We start from the raw sequence: 16,932 nt of genomic DNA, 5'->3' as shown, positions 1-16,932 counted from the left end.
ATTTCCGGTCTGCGCCCGCTGTTGTCCAGCAGCGAGCGCAGTCTTGAGCTTTTTAGGTAGCGTCATTCACTGTGATTCCACCGTCATTCCTGCAGGACCTGCTCAACCGCGTCGATATCGTCGACGTGGTCGGCCGGTTTGTGCAGTTGAAAAAGGGCGGCGCGAACTTCATGGGGCTGTGCCCGTTTCACAACGAGAAAAGCCCTTCGTTTACGGTTAGTCCGACTAAGCAGTTCTATCACTGCTTCGGCTGCGGCGCGCATGGTACGGCTATTGGCTTCTTGATGGAGCATGTCGGTTCCACGTTCCCGGAGGCGGTCAACGAACTCGCGCAATCGGTCGGATTAACCGTGCCGAACGAGCCTTCGCCGGGATATGGCGGCGGTTCTGGCGGGTATTCGCCGGCGGCGTCCAAGGCGGTCACCACGGCGCTATCCGATGTCATGCAGACCGCGTGCGATTTCTACCGCAAGCAGCTGCGCGGCGCGCCGGTGGCGATCCAGTATCTGAAGAAGCGCGGCCTGACTGGCGAGATCGCCGCCCGCTTCGGCCTCGGCTACGCACCGGACGGCTGGCAGAACCTCGAGCCCGCGTTCCCCAACTATCGGGACGACGCGCTGGTCGAATCGGGTCTCGTGATCGTTAGCGAAAAGTCGGATGCGCAGGGTCAGAACCGCCGCTACGACCGCTTTCGCGAGCGGATCATGTTCCCGATCCGCAATGTCAAAGGGCAGGTGATCGGTTTCGGCGGCCGCGTGCTGGACGGCGGCGAGCCGAAATATTTGAATTCACCCGAAACGCCGCTATTTAACAAAGGCAGCGAGCTGTACGGGCTGTTCGAGGCGCGTCTGGCGATTCGCGAACAGCATTACGTGCTGGTGGTGGAAGGGTATATGGACGTGGTCGCGCTGGCCCAATTGGGGTTCCAGAACGCGGTGGCCACGCTCGGCACGGCCTGCACGCCGATTCATGTGCAGAAACTGATGCGGCAGACCGATACGGTCATCTTCAGTTTCGACGGCGATTCGGCCGGGCGCCGCGCCGCTCGCCGTGCATTGGATGCCTGTTTGCCGCATGCGGCGGATAACCGGACCATTCGCTTCCTGTTTTTGCCGTCCGAGCACGATCCGGACAGCTATGTGCGCGAATTCGGCACGGAGGCGTTCGCCGATCAGGTCGAGCGTGCCATGCCGCTGTCGCAGTTCATGCTGAACGAGGTGCTGACCGGCAAGGAGCTGGACCAGCCGGAAGGCCGGGCCCGCGCGCTGTTCGACGCGAAGCCCCTGCTGCAGCAACTGCCGGCGAATGCGTTGCGCGCGCAGATCATGCATATGTTCGCCGACCGGCTCGACGTGCCGTTCGACGAAGTCGCCGCGTTATGCGAAGTCGACGCCCGGATCGCAGCGGCTGCCCGTTCCGCGCCCGCCCGCAAAGACCGGCGTAGCGTGACCGGGATCGAAGAGAAGACGCTGCGCAATCTGGTGATGTATCCGCGCACGGTGGCGGTCCTCGACGAGGAAGCCGAACAGGCGCTTCTGAGTGTGACGCGGCACGGCGAGCTGTTCGAGGAAGTGACGACGCATGCACGCGCACTGGGCGATTCGGCGGAGTTTCAGTTGCTGTCCGACCTATTGAGAAACGGCGCGAATGCCCCAACTTTCGAGGAAATCTTTCGCAAAATTCTAGACTATGATGAAAACGTCCGGGATTTACTCCTGAAGGACCCGGAGGACGCGACCGTCATCGAGGAGCGGCGCGAGCAGGAACGGATCGTCGGAGAGGAGCTGAAAGCGGCGATTCTGAAGATGCGGTACGACGCTTACTGCGATCGTCTCGAGCAGCTTTCGCGGCAATCCCGGCACACGCCGGAGGAGTTCGCGGAGTTGACGAGCCTGAATCAGAAGCGGGCTGAGATGAAGCGCCAGCTCGGGCTGTAAGCAAGGTGGCGAAAGCCGGAGTGCTATAATAAAAGGTTTCTAGCGGTTTGTTTTTTCAATGGTTTTCCTAGCAAAGGCGAAAAGGCGATTGCGATGGCAAAGACACCAGGCGGAAAAAAAGCACCAGGCACAGGTTCGAACGAACCGACCAGAAAGGTCACCGAGGCCAAATTAGCTTCTTCCTCCAGAAAAACGTCTGCCACGAGCGTCACACCTGCTGCCGGGAAGAAACCCTCGACCACTTCCGCTGCGCGAGCGGAGCCGGTCAGGGCGGCGAAAGCTGTACCACCGCCGGCCACAAAAGGGCCGGGTGTCAGAAGCGCAAGGGAAGCGCCTGCCGCGCAGGACGATGCGGTAGAGCGTGAGACTCCAGTATCCACGGTTCAACCGGCTGTTGTCCAACAGCCGCGAGTCGAGACTACAGCCGGTACGACGAACTCCATGACGAAAAAGCTGAACGAAACACCCGTCGATGACGACGCAACCCAAAGCGAAGAAACCCCTGCTGCCGTTCCGGGCAAGGTGGAAAAGGTCAAGGCTCGCGATCGTCGTGCTAAGGAAAAAGCGCTGTTGAAAGACGCGTTCGCGTCGTCGCAGCCGGGCACGGTCGAGGAACTCGAAGAGCGCCGCTCCAAACTGCGCGCGCTGATCAAGCTCGGCAAGGAGCGCGGCTTCCTCACGTACGCGGAAATCAACGACCACCTCCCGGACAACTTCACCGAGACCGAGGCGATTGAAGGCATTATCAGCACGTTCAATGACATGGGCGTGGCTGTGTACGAGCAGGCGCCGGACGCTGAAACGCTGCTGTTGAACGACAACGCGCCCGCTGCTTCATCAGACGACGAAGTGGAAGAGGAAGCGGAAGTCGCGCTTTCCACCGTCGACTCCGAATTCGGCCGCACCACCGACCCGGTCCGCATGTACATGCGCGAAATGGGTACGGTCGAGCTGCTCACGCGCGAAGGCGAAATCGAAATCGCCAAGCGGATCGAAGACGGCCTCAAGCACATGGTGATGGCGATCTCCGCGTGCCCGACCACGATCGCCGACATTCTGGCCATGGCTGAGCGTGTCGCGAACGAGGAAATCCGTATCGACGAACTGGTCGACGGCCTGATCGACGCCAACGCGGAAGATGCGGACGGCTTCTCGGCGCAGGAAGCGGAAGCGATCGAAAGCGAAGACGAGGAAGTCGAGGAAGAGGACGCGGACGACGAGGAAGAAGACGACGGCACGGCGCAAGCCACGGCCAACGCAGCGCAGATGGAAGCGTTGAAGCGTGCGTCGCTCGAGAAGTTCGCCATGATCAGCGAATGGTTCGACAAGATGCGTCGCGCGTTCGAAAAGGAAGGCTACAAGTCCAAGTCGTATCTGAAGGCGCAGGAAACGATCCAGAACGAACTGATGACGATCCGCTTTACCGCGCGTACCGTCGAGCGTCTGTGTGACACGTTGCGTGCACAAGTGGACGAAGTGCGTCAGGTCGAGCGTCAGATTCTGCATACGGTGGTCGACAAGTGCGGTATGCCGCGCGCGGAATTCATCGCGCGTTTCCCGGGCAGCGAAACGGACCTCGAGTGGGCCGACAAGATCGTCGGTGAGGGGCACGCGTATAGCGGGATTCTCACGCGTAACATTCCGGCCATTCGCGAACAGCAGCAACGTCTGTTGGATCTGCAGGCGCGCGTCGTACTGCCGCTGAAGGACCTGAAGGAAACCAACCGTCAGATGGCGGCCGGCGAACTGAAGGCGCGTCAGGCCAAACGCGAAATGACTGAGGCAAACTTGCGTCTCGTGATCTCGATCGCGAAGAAGTATACGAACCGTGGTCTGCAGTTCCTCGACCTGATTCAGGAAGGCAATATCGGCCTGATGAAGGCGGTGGACAAGTTCGAATACCGTCGCGGCTACAAGTTCTCCACGTATGCCACGTGGTGGATTCGTCAGGCCATCACGCGTTCGATTGCTGACCAGGCGCGTACGATCCGGATTCCGGTTCATATGATCGAAACGATCAACAAGATGAACCGCATCTCGCGTCAGATCTTGCAGGAAACCGGTCTCGAGCCGGATCCGGCAACGCTGGCCGAGAAGATGGAAATGCCGGAAGACAAGATCCGCAAGATCATGAAGATCGCGAAGGAGCCGATCTCGATGGAAACGCCGATCGGTGACGACGACGATTCGCATCTGGGCGACTTCATCGAAGATACCAACACGGTGGCGCCGGCTGATGCAGCCTTGCACGCCAGCATGCGCGATGTCGTGAAAGACGTGCTCGACTCGCTGACACCGCGCGAAGCGAAGGTGCTGCGTATGCGTTTCGGTATCGAGATGAGCACCGATCACACGCTCGAAGAAGTCGGTAAGCAGTTCGATGTGACGCGTGAACGGATCCGTCAGATCGAGGCAAAGGCGCTGCGCAAGCTGCGTCACCCGAGTCGCTCGGACAAGCTGAAGTCGTTCCTCGAAGGGAATTGATCCAGGCTGGCGGGTCGTGGGAAATGATGTAGCGGTTTGAAGGGGGCCTCCCGGTTGTTTCGTTTTAAGCGAAGCGGTTGCGGGGGCTCTTTTTTCGTGTAGTATGTCGGCCAATCAACGAATTGGCCCGGCCTTCATGACCGGGTCTTTTTCTTGGGCCGGACGCCGTGCTGGTTGCAGGCAGCGGACTCATAATCCGCCTCCGAAAGGACACCGTCGGTTCGAATCCGACCCGGCCCACCATAGTTGTAAAGAAGGGTTCCGAGTTTTCGGAACCCTTTTTGTTTGGTGGTGAGAAACCTTTATGATGCGGCAATATGTCACTTCCGCTGTGTTATTAATCCGGCTTTGCCGTTTCCGGCTCGGCTTGTTAGAAACACTTTTGTCGCAGCCTTAAGCGGCTTAAACGACATTCCGCATTCATCCTCTCTCGTTCAAACACACGTATTAGGCGTCGCGTTATCCGTCGGCGATATCGCGGTTCGCTTTATCCGTCACTGCGGCAAAATCTCCGCGGTCTAATCGCCTTCTTCCTGCTATTTACAATATCCGGATCGTGGGCCAGTACAGCATGTTCTTCGAGGTAAGGCGCACAGACTCGCCTGCGGCATGTCGCTAATCTCGGCAACTGACACTTAGAAGTCCGCTCCGCGTGCGTGGCACGTCGTTTGCGTAGGCTCGGCTTCCAAGCCACATCAATAATGAGAACCACTATGCGACCCGACCACACCGCTCATGATTTCGCCCAGCCGCAACCGGTGCTTGCCGCGCCGATAGAAGACGCTGAGGGGAGCCCGCCGCAGAGGCCGGTCAATGCATTCGCGCGCGTCACCTTCTGTTTTGCATGGCTATTCGGCCTGGAGCCGTTTCTGACGGGGGCCGTCGACGAAGTGCTGCGCTCCAGGGGCGATCGCCGTTGATCGCGGGTCATCCAGGGCATAGGCGACGCCGCATCGACGGACATTGAAAGTTTCGCGGCGCAAGAGGGCAATTCCTACAGCCTGGGGGAGGCGGGCCACAACCGCGCGAGCCCAGGCGCTCTCATGCGGCGAACGGACTCGTCGCGCGCGACGCGCGTCCTCGGGAATAGGCGTTGCGCCTCGGCAAGGTGGGACATCTTCCCATCTACAGGACGCCTATCATGCAAACCGATCCCACCATCGATCCCGTGGCGGATCCTGCCAACCAACCGCTCGACGAACCCGGAGAGCAGCGGCGCCCGTTGCCTGGCACCCCGCCGGAAACCGATCCGCTGGCGCCAGGGGCTGCTCCTGAGGACGAGGCGTTCCGCCCGCCGCAGACCGCTTCACAGCGGCCAACGAACGGGAAGTAGGGGAAACTCCGTGTGAAAAAACGCACGCCTGTGCCGTTAAATGATTACGGAAGGCTGTTCGATGGATGCCGTCCGCTTTCAGCGCGGGTTTTTGTCACGCGGCGGTCGGCGCCGCAACTTACCTCCGGGCAGCGCCCGTGTTGAAGGCATCCTCTTCCCCGCGGGATTGCCTTTGCGAAACGAGCGCTCTGTTGGCAAAAGCTACAACTGGACTCCATAAAACCGCCGGACGGCGGTTTTTTGTTGGGGCCGCCGTTCACATGGAGCCCGGGCTCGGCTCGCCGATCGGCTGCCCTAGGCGGTCGAGGAGGGCGATGAGGGCGGCATCGGATGAATCGTTGTATCCGGGCGCCGTAACTTGAAATAAAGCATGCAGCCATTCGTCCTCGTCTTTAACCACGGCTAATGCAAAGATTCTATTGCGCGGCGATCGAATGATTAAATCCGACGACTGCGTTAACTCAATTAAGTTCCCACTTTTCTGAAACAAATCTAGTCCGCGTCGAAATGGCGCATTGCAATCGCCTGATTTTCGAGCAATCAGACGTTTCTCAGTTTTCAAACGTTCCGACCCGATTACGACGCATATATTAAACGCTGTTGCATACGCACAACTTTGATATTGATATGTTGCAAATAAATTTTGTCGAGAGCTGACGTGCCATCGCGCTGATTTTGCGATAAATGCCTAAAAAACAAAGACTTAATGTCTTTGAGGATTGGATTGTTGCGAATTATGAAAAATCCTGTTGCGTAAATCACCGGCGTCCCTACCAGGGTGTCCCCCTACACTCACGCTTCGTTCTAGGGTGCCCGGCCGATCCGAAACGATTCGGCCAACAGGGCGGCAGCGAGTGAAGCATGCGCTGCCGAGGCAGGTCCCGCTCCCCGCGTAAATTTATCGAACTGGAGTCCCAGCATGAAAAAGAGTCTCATCGTCGTCGCGGTTGCCGCATCGTTCGCTTCCGTCGCTCACGCACAAAGCAGCGTGACCCTGTATGGTCTGCTGGACGCAGGCCTGACGTACACCAGCAACGTTGCCCCTGCCAACGGCGTCGGTCACGGCAACGCAAAGTGGGCAGCGGGTAGCGGTGGCATCAACCAAAGCATGTTCGGTCTGCGTGGTTCGGAAGATCTGGGCGGCGGTCTGAAGGCAATCTTCACGTTGGAAAGCGGCTTCAACATCAACAACGGCAAGTTCGCTAACAACAACGGCATGTTCAACCGTCAAGCGTTCGTCGGTCTGTCGAGCGCACAATTCGGTACGGTCACGCTGGGTCGTCAATACGATGCGGCACAAGACTACCTGGCACCGCTGACCGCAACGGGCAGCTGGGGCGGTACGTACTTCGCTCACCCGTTCAACAACGACAACCTGAACACGAACGGCGGCTACGCAGTCAACAACTCGATCAAGTACTCGAGCGCTAACTACGCTGGCTTCACGTTCGGCGGCACGTACGGCTTCTCGAACCAGGCTGGCGCATTCGCAAACAACCGCGAATACAGCGTTGGTGCTGCATACCAGTGGCAAGGCCTGCACCTCGGCGCTGCTTACGCACAGCAGAACAACCCGGGTGCAACGAACGCAGCAGGCACGGCAAGCAACGGCGGTGCTTCGGACGGCTCGATCCTGGGCTTGGCCGGCAACTTCCGTCAGCGGGAATTCGGTGCAGCTGCTTCGTACTCGTTCGGCCCGGCAACCGTCGGTGCTGCATGGACGCAGTCGCGTATCGACAACGTCGTTGGCACGCAACAATCGCTGCGCGCTAACAACTACGAAGTCAACGGCAAGTACAACCTGACCCCGGCTCTGGGCCTGGGCGTTGCTTACACGTTCACGGATGGCAAGGGCTACGGCGTTGCTGCAGACGGCGGTTCGGCGTCGGTGCGCTACCACCAGATCGGCCTGCAAGCTGACTACTCGCTGTCGCGTCGTACGGACGTCTACGCTCAAGCCGTGTACCAGCACGCAATGGGCGACGGCGGTGTCGCTTCGATCTACAGCGGCGACAACACGCAATTGCCGTCGTCGTCGAAGAACCAGACGGCTGCTACGGTCGGTCTGCGTCACCGCTTCTAAGCTTCAGCAGAAGCTGGTTGTTGCAGAAAAGGTGCCGTTCGCGGCACCTTTTTTTTATGGGCGCGCCACATTGGTGGACGACATTCGGCGTGAATGCCAGATGTCGCGCGCTTTGATGAATCTATGGGACGTACGTGGCTTAGAAAATCGTACGCAGACCGAGTGCAACGCCGGTCTGGTTGCTCTTGCCCGGCAATTCGACCGAGGCAGCACCCGATACCTTGTCGAAATCGCCCGTACCGTAGACCTCGGTACGTTTTCGACAACGCATACACAGCCAGCGCCACGAACGTATAGCGATTGCCGCTGCCCTCGGCAGTACGTTGAACTTGGACTAGGAAGGAGCTGCAATCTGCGTTGCATAGTCGGCATAACGGCCTTTGCGCCGGATTCTCTATTCCGGCATCCGAAATTCCTTCCAGGAGTGCGAATCCGGTATGAGGCGGTCGCTGAAAACGGGAAACGGCGGGGAAAATTGAGGAAAAGTGGAACCAAATCTGGAGAAGATCGTGGGGAACCACGGCGAGCTGATGGTTAGCCTGCAGCCAGCCCACAGCCCACAGCCCACAGCCCACAGCCCACAGCCCACAGCCCACAGCCCACAGCCCACAGCCCACAGCCCACAGCCCGGAGCCCCCTGCGGTTGAGGAGAGCCAGGGCGCGCCACTCTGTCATTTGAATGAGAGACAGTTCACCATGACAATTGCTAGGCTAGATGCATCAATCAGAAAAAGCGACGGCGCGGCCAGCGCCTCAGGAGACAACGATGAAGCACATGTTCGAAGAAGGCCTTGAGCGGCGCGAGGCCAATTATGTCCCGCTGACGCCCATCGATTTCATCGCACGCGCGGCGGAAGTCTACGGTGAGCGGCTGGCGGTCGTCCATGGGGAGATTCGCCGTAACTGGCGCGAAACCTATGAGCGCGCGCGACGTTTGGCCAGCGCGTTGCAGCGTGCCGGCATCGAACGCGGCGACACGGTGGCTGCCTTGCTGCCGAATATTCCTCCGATGATAGAAGCACACTTCGGCGTGCCGATGGCCGGCGCAGTGCTCAATACGCTGAACACGCGCCTTGACGTCTCGTCGCTGCTGTTCATGCTGCGCCATGGCGAGGCGAAGGCGTTGATCGTGGATACGGAGTACAGCGAATTGGCGCACCGCGCGGCGCTGGAATTCCCCGAGTTACGCGTGATCAGCGTGGCGGACGCAATGCCCGCCGACGCCGGCAAGTTCATCCGCGCGACCGACTACGAAGCGTTCCTGCAATCCGGCGACCCTGAATTCGCGTGGACCCTGCCAGCCGACGAGTGGGACGCCATCGCGCTGAACTACACCTCGGGCACGACGGGCGATCCGAAGGGCGTGGTCTACCACCATCGCGGCGCCTATCTGAATGCGCTGAGCAATATCCTCGAATGGGATATGCCCAGGCATGCGGTCTACCTGTGGACCTTGCCGCTCTTTCATTGCAACGGCTGGTGTTTCCCATGGACCGTCGCCGCGCGTGCCGGCGTCAACGTCTGTCTGCGTAAATTCGACGCGAAGACGGTGTTCGATCTGATTCGCCGCGAAGGCATCACGCACTATTGCGGCGCGCCGATCGTGCAAAGCGCGCTCGCCAATGCGCCGGCCGAGTGGCGTGAGGGCATCACGCATCGGGTGTCGACGATGGTGGCAGGCGCCGCGCCCGCGCCGGCAGTGATCGCCAAGATGAAGGAGATCGGCTTCGATCTGACGCATGTGTACGGACTCACCGAGACCTACGGCCCGGCCGCGGTCTGCGCGAAACAGGAGGTATGGGAAACGCTCGACGACAGCGCTCGCGCTGAAATGAACGCGCGGCAAGGCGTGCGCTATCACCTGCAGGCAGCCGTAACGGTGCTCGACCCGGACACGCTCGCGCCCGTGCCTGACGACGGCGAGACGCTCGGCGAGATCATGTTCCGCGGCAACATCTGCATGAAAGGCTATCTGAAGAACGAGCGCGCCACGGAAACAGCCTTCCGCGGCGGCTGGTTCCACACCGGTGATTTGGGCGTGCGGATGCCTGACGGCTATATTCGCATTCGCGATCGCAGCAAGGACATCATCATTTCGGGTGGCGAAAACATCTCGAGCATCGAGGTCGAAGACACGTTGTACCGTCATCCTGCGGTGTCGGTTGCCGCCGTGGTGGCGATGGCCGATCCGAAATGGGGCGAAGTACCGTGCGCCTTCATCGAGCTCAAGGAGGGCGCTCAGGTGAGCGCAGAAGAGATCATCGCGCACTGCCGGCTGTTCCTTGCGGGATACAAGTTGCCCAAGGCAGTGCGTTTCGGCGAATTGCCGAAGACGTCGACGGGAAAAATTCAGAAGTTCGAATTGCGCGCGCGGATCAAGGCGGAAGGAACCAAATAGATCGCGCGCAATTGTATAGCGCACCCAATGGCGCGCTATATGGTGCTGAATGATGCAAGCGCCGGTATCCCGACGCGCATCAGATTCGACTCGCGCTTAACCGCGCGTGTCGACCCAGTGGCGTGCCCAGCGTGCCGAGTGCTGCAGTGCCTGTTCTTCGTTCGTGAAGTAGTCGAGCGAATAGAACTGGTAGCGCCCTTCGGCACGCGCGCTGTCAGCGCGTTCGAGCAACAGGTTGGATGAAAAGCTACCGTCGGGCAAACGATGCGCCGAGGGTTTGACGGCATAGCCGTTGTAATGATGAATATGTTTGTTTTGCATTTTGTATTTTAATAATATTCGAGTGCGCGCCTGCCGTGCGAACCGTTGTACGGGTTACGCGGACGAGCCGATTCAAGCCATTGCGAGCCGAATCCAAACGCAGTCGGAAAGCTAAAAAGGGCGTTGAAGCCAGAGGGGAGAATGAGGTGCAACGAGGCGTCTGGCGCTTGAGCTAGCTGCTTTTGAAATACATGCAACTAAAAAGCGATCGCGCCAACTGTGGGAGACAAAGCTCCGCGAGGATGTCGCTGCAGCCCGATGTCCGTTGCCGGACACCGAGCCTTTCAAACTTACATCGGCTTGATGTTAGCCGCTTGCAGACCCTTCGGGCCTTGCTTCGTTTCGAAGCTCACCTTCTGATTTTCAGCGAGCGTCTTGAAGCCGTCGCCGCTGATTTCGGAGAAGTGCGCGAACAGGTCGTCGCCGCCCTTGTCCGGGGTGATGAAGCCAAAGCCTTTGCTGTCGTTGAACCACTTAACGGTACCGGTATCCATGAAGAATCCTTGAGGTAAAAATAGAAATATTTGCTCTGTTGAGGAGCGCGTGAAGCGTCAAGGAGGGAGAGGACAACGAATACCGCTGAGGAGCGAGACATTGATGAACAGCAATCGAACTTCTTGAACTTCGGGTGCCACAGTAACCGCCGGGGCCTATCAGCGTCAACACTTATCTTGTAACTGTTTTGTTGCGGGCTTTATGTTGCTCGGGCCGAGTGCATGGCGATACGACCCTCGTCACCGGCATGTCGTGTCTCGTGGCACGACACGATATGCCGCGCAAGCGGGTTGCTGTTTCAGATGCCCACTTTATGTGCCGTCAGGATCAGGCGCAATCCAAGCGCGGTCACTGCGCTTGCGGCGACGCGATCGATCCAGACCTTCCACCGCAGATAAATTTCACGCGGCCGTTTGCTCGAAAAGCACAAGGCGACCACGGTGTACCAGCCGGCTTCGATGGCGAAGATCGCGGGGGGCAATGCAAAGTAACACCACAGCGGCGGATGTTGCGGGAGCAGGGCGGCGAAGATACTGCCGTAGTAGACCGCTGTTTTCGGATTGCTGAGTTGCGTGCTCAAACCAATCCAGAAGGATTTGCGCACATTGGTGGCGGCCGCTTGCGTGGCATCGAACGCGAGTGGTTTGGCCGCACCGCGCCAGATCTTCGACGCAAGGTAGATCAGATAAAGTCCACCGGCCACTTTCAAACCGACATACAGCCACTCCACAGTCGCTAGCAAGGTGTACAGACCGAGCAAGGCGATCCCGCTGAAGAACACGCCGCCAATGCCCATGCCGACCGCCGTTGCGAGGCCGTCGCCGCGCGAGAGTCCGATTGAATTGCGGGCAACGATGACGAAGCTGGGTCCAGGGCTCATGGCACCGAGCAGTAGTGCGGCCAGAATTGTGATGATGGCTGTCGACGCGGGCATTCTTGAGTCTCCTGCGGGCGGTGATGCGGGTCGGTTAAACATGGCATGAGAGGGCGCGGGTTTGTTCTTTTTGCCTTCCTGGCGCTGCCTGCTGTCATTCTACAGCGCTTCCATTCCCCTGCTTTGCTATTGGGTTATTAGCATTGCCTCACACCAGCTCAGCGCTAATAGAACCTTTAAGAATTGAATAGACCCTGCCGAACGCAAACAGAACAACCAGGAAAGCCCCTCATGGCGGGCAAACAATCAGTTGCTGCAAGCAGCGGAAATTGGATGCTAGAATCGCTTTCCATACGCTGAAGCAGCCTTGCAGCACCGAGGCCGATCACGAGCGCGACCGAATTGTTTGCCGTCGAATTCCCCTGAAATCCCGGATTTACCGGGCATGATCTCCAGATGCAAGTTGTCCCGCATCGGGAGAGGCATCGTGAGTTCGATTTGCACTCAACCCATCTGATTCAGGCATAGGCTTCGCGTTGTTTAGCGAAGCCTTTGTTTTGCCAACGCGAGCACAATCAGCCGCGAAACCGGTACGTTATGAAAGAGCGAGAAGAACAACGGCTGTTCGACCTCGACGGGAATGCGCGTGAGCGCCTGATCGTGTGGATCCGCCGACGCATGGACGAATACGGCATTACGATGGAAGCGCTAGCCGATTCAATCGAAGCCGACAAAGCCGCGATCCCGGTCGTGATGTATCGCGATGCCTTCGGTAATACGTGGGACGGTCATGGCGATAAGCCGGATTGGCTCGCGCGCGCCATCTACGCCGGACAGAACATCGACCATTTCCGTTGCTGAGCGCGGCTTGGTACCTCGCTGGATGAAGGACAGGCTGACCGGGTCATGCCGATTGCTTCGATATCCAAACTGACCACCGCCGACATGACGAGATTCCGCAGCCGTCTGCGGTGTTCATTGAAATGAACGATTTTGACGCGCAGACGCGAAAACCAAAAAAAAGCCCGCGCGGGGCGGGCTTAACCTACTCGGAGTTTCGCGATCCAGTCGCTAGACGGATCATCTCCAGTGTATGTGAAAGCTATATGAAAGTATAGAAAATCCGCGTCAAAGGTCGAAAAAGACGGTTTCCTTGTCGCCCTGCATGTAGATATCGAACCGGTACACATTGGCCGTATCCGGTTCGCGGCGCGCGATCAGCGTGCCGCGCCGGTCCGCCGGAACCGCTGCCAGCACGGCATCCCGTTCGTTAGCCGCGGCTTCGTCCTCGAAATAGACGCGCGTGAAGGTGTGCAGCAGCATGCCGCGCATCGTCACGATGACATTCAAGTGCGGCGCTTCGTCCGGGCTGGCGCGGCCGGGTTTCACTGTTTCGACTACAAAGCGCTTTTGCGGGTCCGTCCCCGTGCCGACGCGGGCGAAGCCGCGGAAACCTGTCTTCAGGATTTCCTCGCGCGATTCCGGGTAGTGGCCTTGCGCGTCCACTTGCGACACTTCCAGCATGGCATCGCCGATCACCTTGCCGTCGCCGTCGAATACCTGGCCGACAATCGTGATGTGCTCGCCAGCCGCTTCACGGTCGGCCAGAACCGGCGTGAACAGGCTCTTGAAGTCGAAGTCGTATTGCTGCGGACACAGACCGTAGGCGAAATACGGTCCAACCGTTTGCGAAGGCGTTTGCTTGAGGGTCGTCATGGCTTAGCGCTCCATCGGGGTTTCGTTGCGGCCGCGCAGCACGATGTCGAAGTCGTAGCCGAGCGCATAGGCCTCTTGCGTCGTATCGAGCGAGAAGTTTGCAATCAGGCGGTCGCGTGCGCGCTCCGGCGTGCCTTGGAAAATCGGGTCGAAGGCCAGTAGCGGATCACCCGGGAAGTACATCTGCGTGACGAGGCGCGAGCCGAAATGGTCGCCGAACAGCGAGAAATGAATGTGATTCGGACGCCATGCGTTCGGGTGATTGCCCCAAGGATAGGCCCCCGGTTTGATCGTCAGAAAGCGGTAACGGCCTTCGTTGTCGGTAATGCAGCGGCCGGCGCCGAGGAAGTTCGGGTCGAGCGGGGCGTCGTGCTGATCGGCCTTGTGCACGTAGCGGCCGGCAGCATTGGCTTGCCAGATCTCGACTAACGTATTGCGCACCGGACGGCCGCCTTCGTCGAGCACGCGGCCGGTCACGATGATGCGTTCGCCAAGCGGCTCGCCATTGCGCACCGCATTGCGCGTCAGATCGTGATCGAGCGCGCCGAGGTCTTCCGTGCCATAGACCGGCACGCGCTGGTCGCGCAGTTTCTCCTTCAACGGAATCAACGGGCGCGTTGGGCCGCGTTTGACCGAAGAACCGTAGCCGGGATAGACGTAAGCGGGGTGGGACGCGAAATCGCGTGCGGAGAGAAAGGACTCGTCCATCAGTGTCTCCTTCGAGGAATTGTGAGATACAGCCTATGGAGCGACTTTATCTAAACTGGCCGGTTATGCAAAATGACGTTTTCGCCCTTTTCGTATAACCTGCCGTTATGCAACGCAGCCTCGCGGACAGCCGCGTCAAATTCCGTCATCTCCAGTGCTTTCTGGCCGTCGCCCAGTTCGGCGGTGTGCAGCGGGCGGCAGAAAGCCTGTCCATCACGCAGCCCGCGGTCTCCAAGACGGTTGCTGAACTGGAAACAATTCTCGGTGTGAAGCTGTTCGAGCGCGGCCGTCACGGTGCAGTGCCGACCCGCGAGGGGCAGCTCTTCATGCCGCACGCGAGCGCCTGTGTCAGCGCGTTGCGGCAGGGCGTCGACCTGTTGGCGCGCGCGGAAGGCGCAGCCGCCGCCACGCTTGAGATCGGCATACTGCCGACCGTCGCGGCGGCCTTGGTGCCGCCAGTGTTGAAGCGGTTTGCCGCGCTTTGGCCGCGCGTGATCGTGCGCCTTGCCACTGGCGCCAACCCCGAATTGCTCGAACGCCTGAAGGCCGGCACGATCGAATTCGCGATCGGGCGTCTGGCGGACCCGGAAAGGATGGTCGGGCTGAGTTTCGAACAGCTCTTCAGCGAGCCGTTGATTGCCGTGGTCCGCGCCGGGCATCCGTTGGCGTTGGGGGCGGGCTTGCCGGCCACGTCGCTGGATGATTTTCCGGTGGTTCTGCCGCCGTTCGGCACGCTGATCCGGCAATCGGCTGAGAGCCTGTTGAGCGCGTGGGGCGTGCCCCCGTTGTCCGGGTTTATCGAGGTGCTGTCGGTGTCGACGGGGCGCGCGTTGACGCTCGAGAATGACGCGGTGTGGTTCGTGCCGCTGAGCGCAGTCGAATATGAGCTGGCGCACGGAATGCTGGTGCGTTTGCCGTTGCCGTTCGCTGGGACGGGCGAGCCTGTGGGACTGATCCGGCGCTCGGACACGCAGCCGTCGGCGGTGGGCCGGGCGTTCATTGATGCCGTGCGCGAGGTTGCGCGGCAGCGCATGGCGGCGGCTGCCGGCAAGCCTGTGGCCAAAGGTGCATCGAAACGTGGCCGCGGCAGCACGCCGAAGGTCTGACGCTTGCCGCGCAGCGCAGTAGCGGTGTCGTAGCCGACATAGCGGCAGAAGGCAGAAACTCTAAAGACCCACGCTGCAACATCACATACCGCGCGTGAACCATCCGGTACAAAATGAAGGTTGCGAACGCCCTGCTACCCGGTGTACAAACACGGTGCGAAAGCCGTCGCGCGCCACGTTGCTGCGGCACACCACGCAAGCGGTGTCACACTACGAGTGATTGACGGCACGCACCGAGCAGCAGAAACATCACGAACACGCGCAACAGCGTACGAAAGACTGTACAAGGAGATTGCCATGCCCAGCGACTTGCCCGCTCCAGACGCCGCGTTGCGCGCCGTGTCGGCGCCTGAGCACAATCCGCTCGGCACCGCCGGCCTCGAATTCGTGGAGTTCGCCTCGCGCGAGCCGAAGGCGCTCGGCGAGACCTTTACGAAACTCGGGTTCAAGGCGATTGCGCGCCATATCAGCAAGGACGTCACGCTGTATCGCCAGGGTGAGATGCACTTCCTGATCAACGCGGAGCCGGATTCGTTCGCCGAGCGCTACGCGGAGGAATACGGCGCCGGCATCTGCGCGATCGGGATTCGCGTGGCCAACGCGCAGCGCGCCTTCGACCGCGCGATCGAACTCGGCGCGTGGGCGTTCGAAGGCGAACGCCTCGGTGCCGGCGAACTGCTGATTCCAGCGATTCAGGGCATTGGCGATTCGCACATCTATTTCGTCGACCGTTGGCGCGGCCGCGGTGGCCAGCGCGGCGGTCTCGGCGACATCTCGATCTTCGACATCGACTTCCGTCCGATCGAGATCGACACCGCGCAGGCCGATCTGAATCACGCGGGCACTGGTCTGATCGCGGTCGATCATCTGACACAAACGGTCGGCGAGGGCCGCATGCAGGAGTGGCTCGACTTCTATCGCGACCTGCTCAACTTCCGCGAGATTCACGAACTGCACGCGAACTGGCATGTGTCGGCGGAATCGCGCGTGATGGTGTCGCCGTGCGGCGCGATCCGCGTGCCTTTGTATGAAGAGGGCACGCGCCGCACGAATCTGATGCACGAGTATCTGCCGGATCATCCGGGCGAAGGCGTGCAGCACATTGCGCTTGCCACGGACGACATCTTTGCATGCGTCGAGCAGCTGCTGGCGAATGGCGTCGAATTTGTCGAGCCGCCGCCGCGCTATTACGAGCAACTCGGTGCGCGCCTGCCGGGTCATGGGCTCGATGTCGAGCGGCTCAAGCGCACGCATGTTCTGGTGGATGGCGAGATCGCCGCCAATGGCGTGCCGATGCTGTTCTTTCAGACCTTCGTGCGACGCGGCGCCGGCGAGATATTCTTCGAGATCGTGCAGCGGCAAGGGCATCATGGCTTTGGCGAAGGCAATTTGAGCGCGTTGGCGCAGGCACGCGAGCAAGCCGGCGCTTAGCATTTGCCGCTGACGGCTGACGGCTGACGGCTGACGGCTGACGGCT

The 16,932-nt window shown here is 59.9% G+C and carries 15 protein-coding genes, 1 tRNA gene and 1 pseudogene; 10 read left to right on the top strand and 7 right to left on the bottom strand.

Annotated elements, in window-relative coordinates; translation table 11 throughout:
• Window positions 1-71 precede the first annotated feature (71 nt).
• The 5 genes from dnaG to P0D84_RS35980 all read left to right on the top strand — a co-directional run bounded on the left by dnaG (window position 72) and on the right by P0D84_RS35980 (window position 5,754).
• Complete coding sequence (gene dnaG / locus P0D84_RS36000) at window positions 72-1,937, top strand: DNA primase (protein WP_408345022.1); 1,866 nt, start codon at window positions 72-74, stop codon at window positions 1,935-1,937.
• Window positions 1,938-2,030: 93 nt separating this feature from the next.
• Window positions 2,031-4,421 (top strand): RNA polymerase sigma factor RpoD, encoded by a 2,391-nt coding sequence (gene rpoD / locus P0D84_RS35995; RefSeq protein WP_408345019.1) that lies wholly within the window; start codon window positions 2,031-2,033, stop codon window positions 4,419-4,421.
• Window positions 4,422-4,576: 155 nt separating this feature from the next.
• A tRNA-Ile gene (locus P0D84_RS35990) sits at window positions 4,577-4,664 on the top strand.
• 470 nt (window positions 4,665-5,134) lie between these two features.
• Window positions 5,135-5,341: a hypothetical protein gene (locus P0D84_RS35985; RefSeq protein WP_408345016.1), complete on the top strand. Its 207-nt coding sequence runs from the start codon at window positions 5,135-5,137 to the stop codon at window positions 5,339-5,341.
• A gap of 221 nt (window positions 5,342-5,562) precedes the next feature.
• Window positions 5,563-5,754, top strand: a complete 192-nt coding sequence (locus P0D84_RS35980; RefSeq protein WP_408345013.1) for a hypothetical protein — start codon at window positions 5,563-5,565, stop codon at window positions 5,752-5,754.
• Window positions 5,755-6,010: 256 nt separating this feature from the next.
• On the opposite strand, the gene P0D84_RS35975 is transcribed toward P0D84_RS35980, so the two are convergent.
• Window positions 6,011-6,316: a hypothetical protein gene (locus tag P0D84_RS35975; RefSeq protein WP_408345010.1), complete on the bottom strand. Its 306-nt coding sequence runs from the start codon at window positions 6,314-6,316 to the stop codon at window positions 6,011-6,013.
• A gap of 357 nt (window positions 6,317-6,673) precedes the next feature.
• On the opposite strand from P0D84_RS35975, the gene P0D84_RS35970 reads away from it, so the two are divergent.
• Window positions 6,674-7,837 (top strand): porin, encoded by a 1,164-nt coding sequence (locus P0D84_RS35970; protein ID WP_408345007.1) that lies wholly within the window; start codon window positions 6,674-6,676, stop codon window positions 7,835-7,837.
• Window positions 7,838-7,976: 139 nt separating this feature from the next.
• Here the strand turns inward: P0D84_RS35970 and P0D84_RS35965 are convergent.
• Window positions 7,977-8,145 (bottom strand): annotated as a pseudogene (locus tag P0D84_RS35965) (porin); the annotation flags it as partial.
• Between the two features lie 458 nt (window positions 8,146-8,603).
• Here P0D84_RS35965 and P0D84_RS35960 point away from each other — a divergent pair.
• The gene (locus P0D84_RS35960) at window positions 8,604-10,235 is read left to right on the top strand and encodes an acyl-CoA synthetase (protein ID WP_408345004.1); all 1,632 of its coding nucleotides are present in this window, start codon (window positions 8,604-8,606) and stop codon (window positions 10,233-10,235) included.
• Window positions 10,236-10,331: 96 nt separating this feature from the next.
• Here P0D84_RS35960 and P0D84_RS35955 read toward each other — a convergent pair whose 3' ends face one another.
• The 3 genes from P0D84_RS35955 to P0D84_RS35945 form a co-directional block, all read right to left on the bottom strand.
• A complete protein-coding gene (locus P0D84_RS35955; protein ID WP_323047770.1) occupies window positions 10,332-10,556 on the bottom strand; it encodes a hypothetical protein in 225 nt (74 codons plus the stop codon).
• A gap of 290 nt (window positions 10,557-10,846) precedes the next feature.
• Window positions 10,847-11,050 (bottom strand): cold-shock protein, encoded by a 204-nt coding sequence (locus P0D84_RS35950; RefSeq protein WP_007178877.1) that lies wholly within the window; start codon window positions 11,048-11,050, stop codon window positions 10,847-10,849.
• Between the two features lie 299 nt (window positions 11,051-11,349).
• The gene (locus P0D84_RS35945) at window positions 11,350-11,985 is read right to left on the bottom strand and encodes a LysE family translocator (RefSeq protein ID WP_408345000.1); all 636 of its coding nucleotides are present in this window, start codon (window positions 11,983-11,985) and stop codon (window positions 11,350-11,352) included.
• Window positions 11,986-12,522: 537 nt separating this feature from the next.
• On the opposite strand from P0D84_RS35945, the gene P0D84_RS35940 reads away from it, so the two are divergent.
• Entirely contained in the window at window positions 12,523-12,786 is a 264-nt protein-coding gene (locus tag P0D84_RS35940; RefSeq protein ID WP_408344997.1) for an H-NS family nucleoid-associated regulatory protein, read from the top strand.
• A gap of 267 nt (window positions 12,787-13,053) precedes the next feature.
• Here the strand turns inward: P0D84_RS35940 and pcaG are convergent, their stop codons facing one another.
• Window positions 13,054-13,641 (bottom strand): protocatechuate 3,4-dioxygenase subunit alpha, encoded by a 588-nt coding sequence (gene pcaG / locus P0D84_RS35935; protein ID WP_408344994.1) that lies wholly within the window; start codon window positions 13,639-13,641, stop codon window positions 13,054-13,056.
• A 3-nt stretch (window positions 13,642-13,644) separates the two neighbouring features.
• A complete protein-coding gene (gene pcaH, locus P0D84_RS35930; protein WP_408344991.1) occupies window positions 13,645-14,349 on the bottom strand; it encodes a protocatechuate 3,4-dioxygenase subunit beta in 705 nt (234 codons plus the stop codon).
• Window positions 14,350-14,456: 107 nt separating this feature from the next.
• Here pcaH and pcaQ point away from each other — a divergent pair, with 107 nt between their 5' ends.
• Both pcaQ and P0D84_RS35920 read left to right on the top strand, forming a co-directional pair.
• Window positions 14,457-15,455, top strand: a complete 999-nt coding sequence (gene pcaQ, locus P0D84_RS35925) for a pca operon transcription factor PcaQ (RefSeq protein ID WP_408344988.1) — start codon at window positions 14,457-14,459, stop codon at window positions 15,453-15,455.
• 297 nt (window positions 15,456-15,752) lie between these two features.
• Window positions 15,753-16,886: a 4-hydroxyphenylpyruvate dioxygenase family protein gene (locus tag P0D84_RS35920; protein WP_408344985.1), complete on the top strand. Its 1,134-nt coding sequence runs from the start codon at window positions 15,753-15,755 to the stop codon at window positions 16,884-16,886.
• Window positions 16,887-16,932: the final 46 nt, after the last annotated feature.

It is taken from the genome of Paraburkholderia sp. RL17-337-BIB-A, from assembly GCF_046025895.1.
In the GTDB taxonomy this organism is placed as follows: domain Bacteria; phylum Pseudomonadota; class Gammaproteobacteria; order Burkholderiales; family Burkholderiaceae; genus Paraburkholderia; species Paraburkholderia fungorum_C.
The sequence above is the reverse complement of the archived record's forward strand: the minus strand, read 5'-3'. Positions and strand labels throughout refer to the sequence as shown.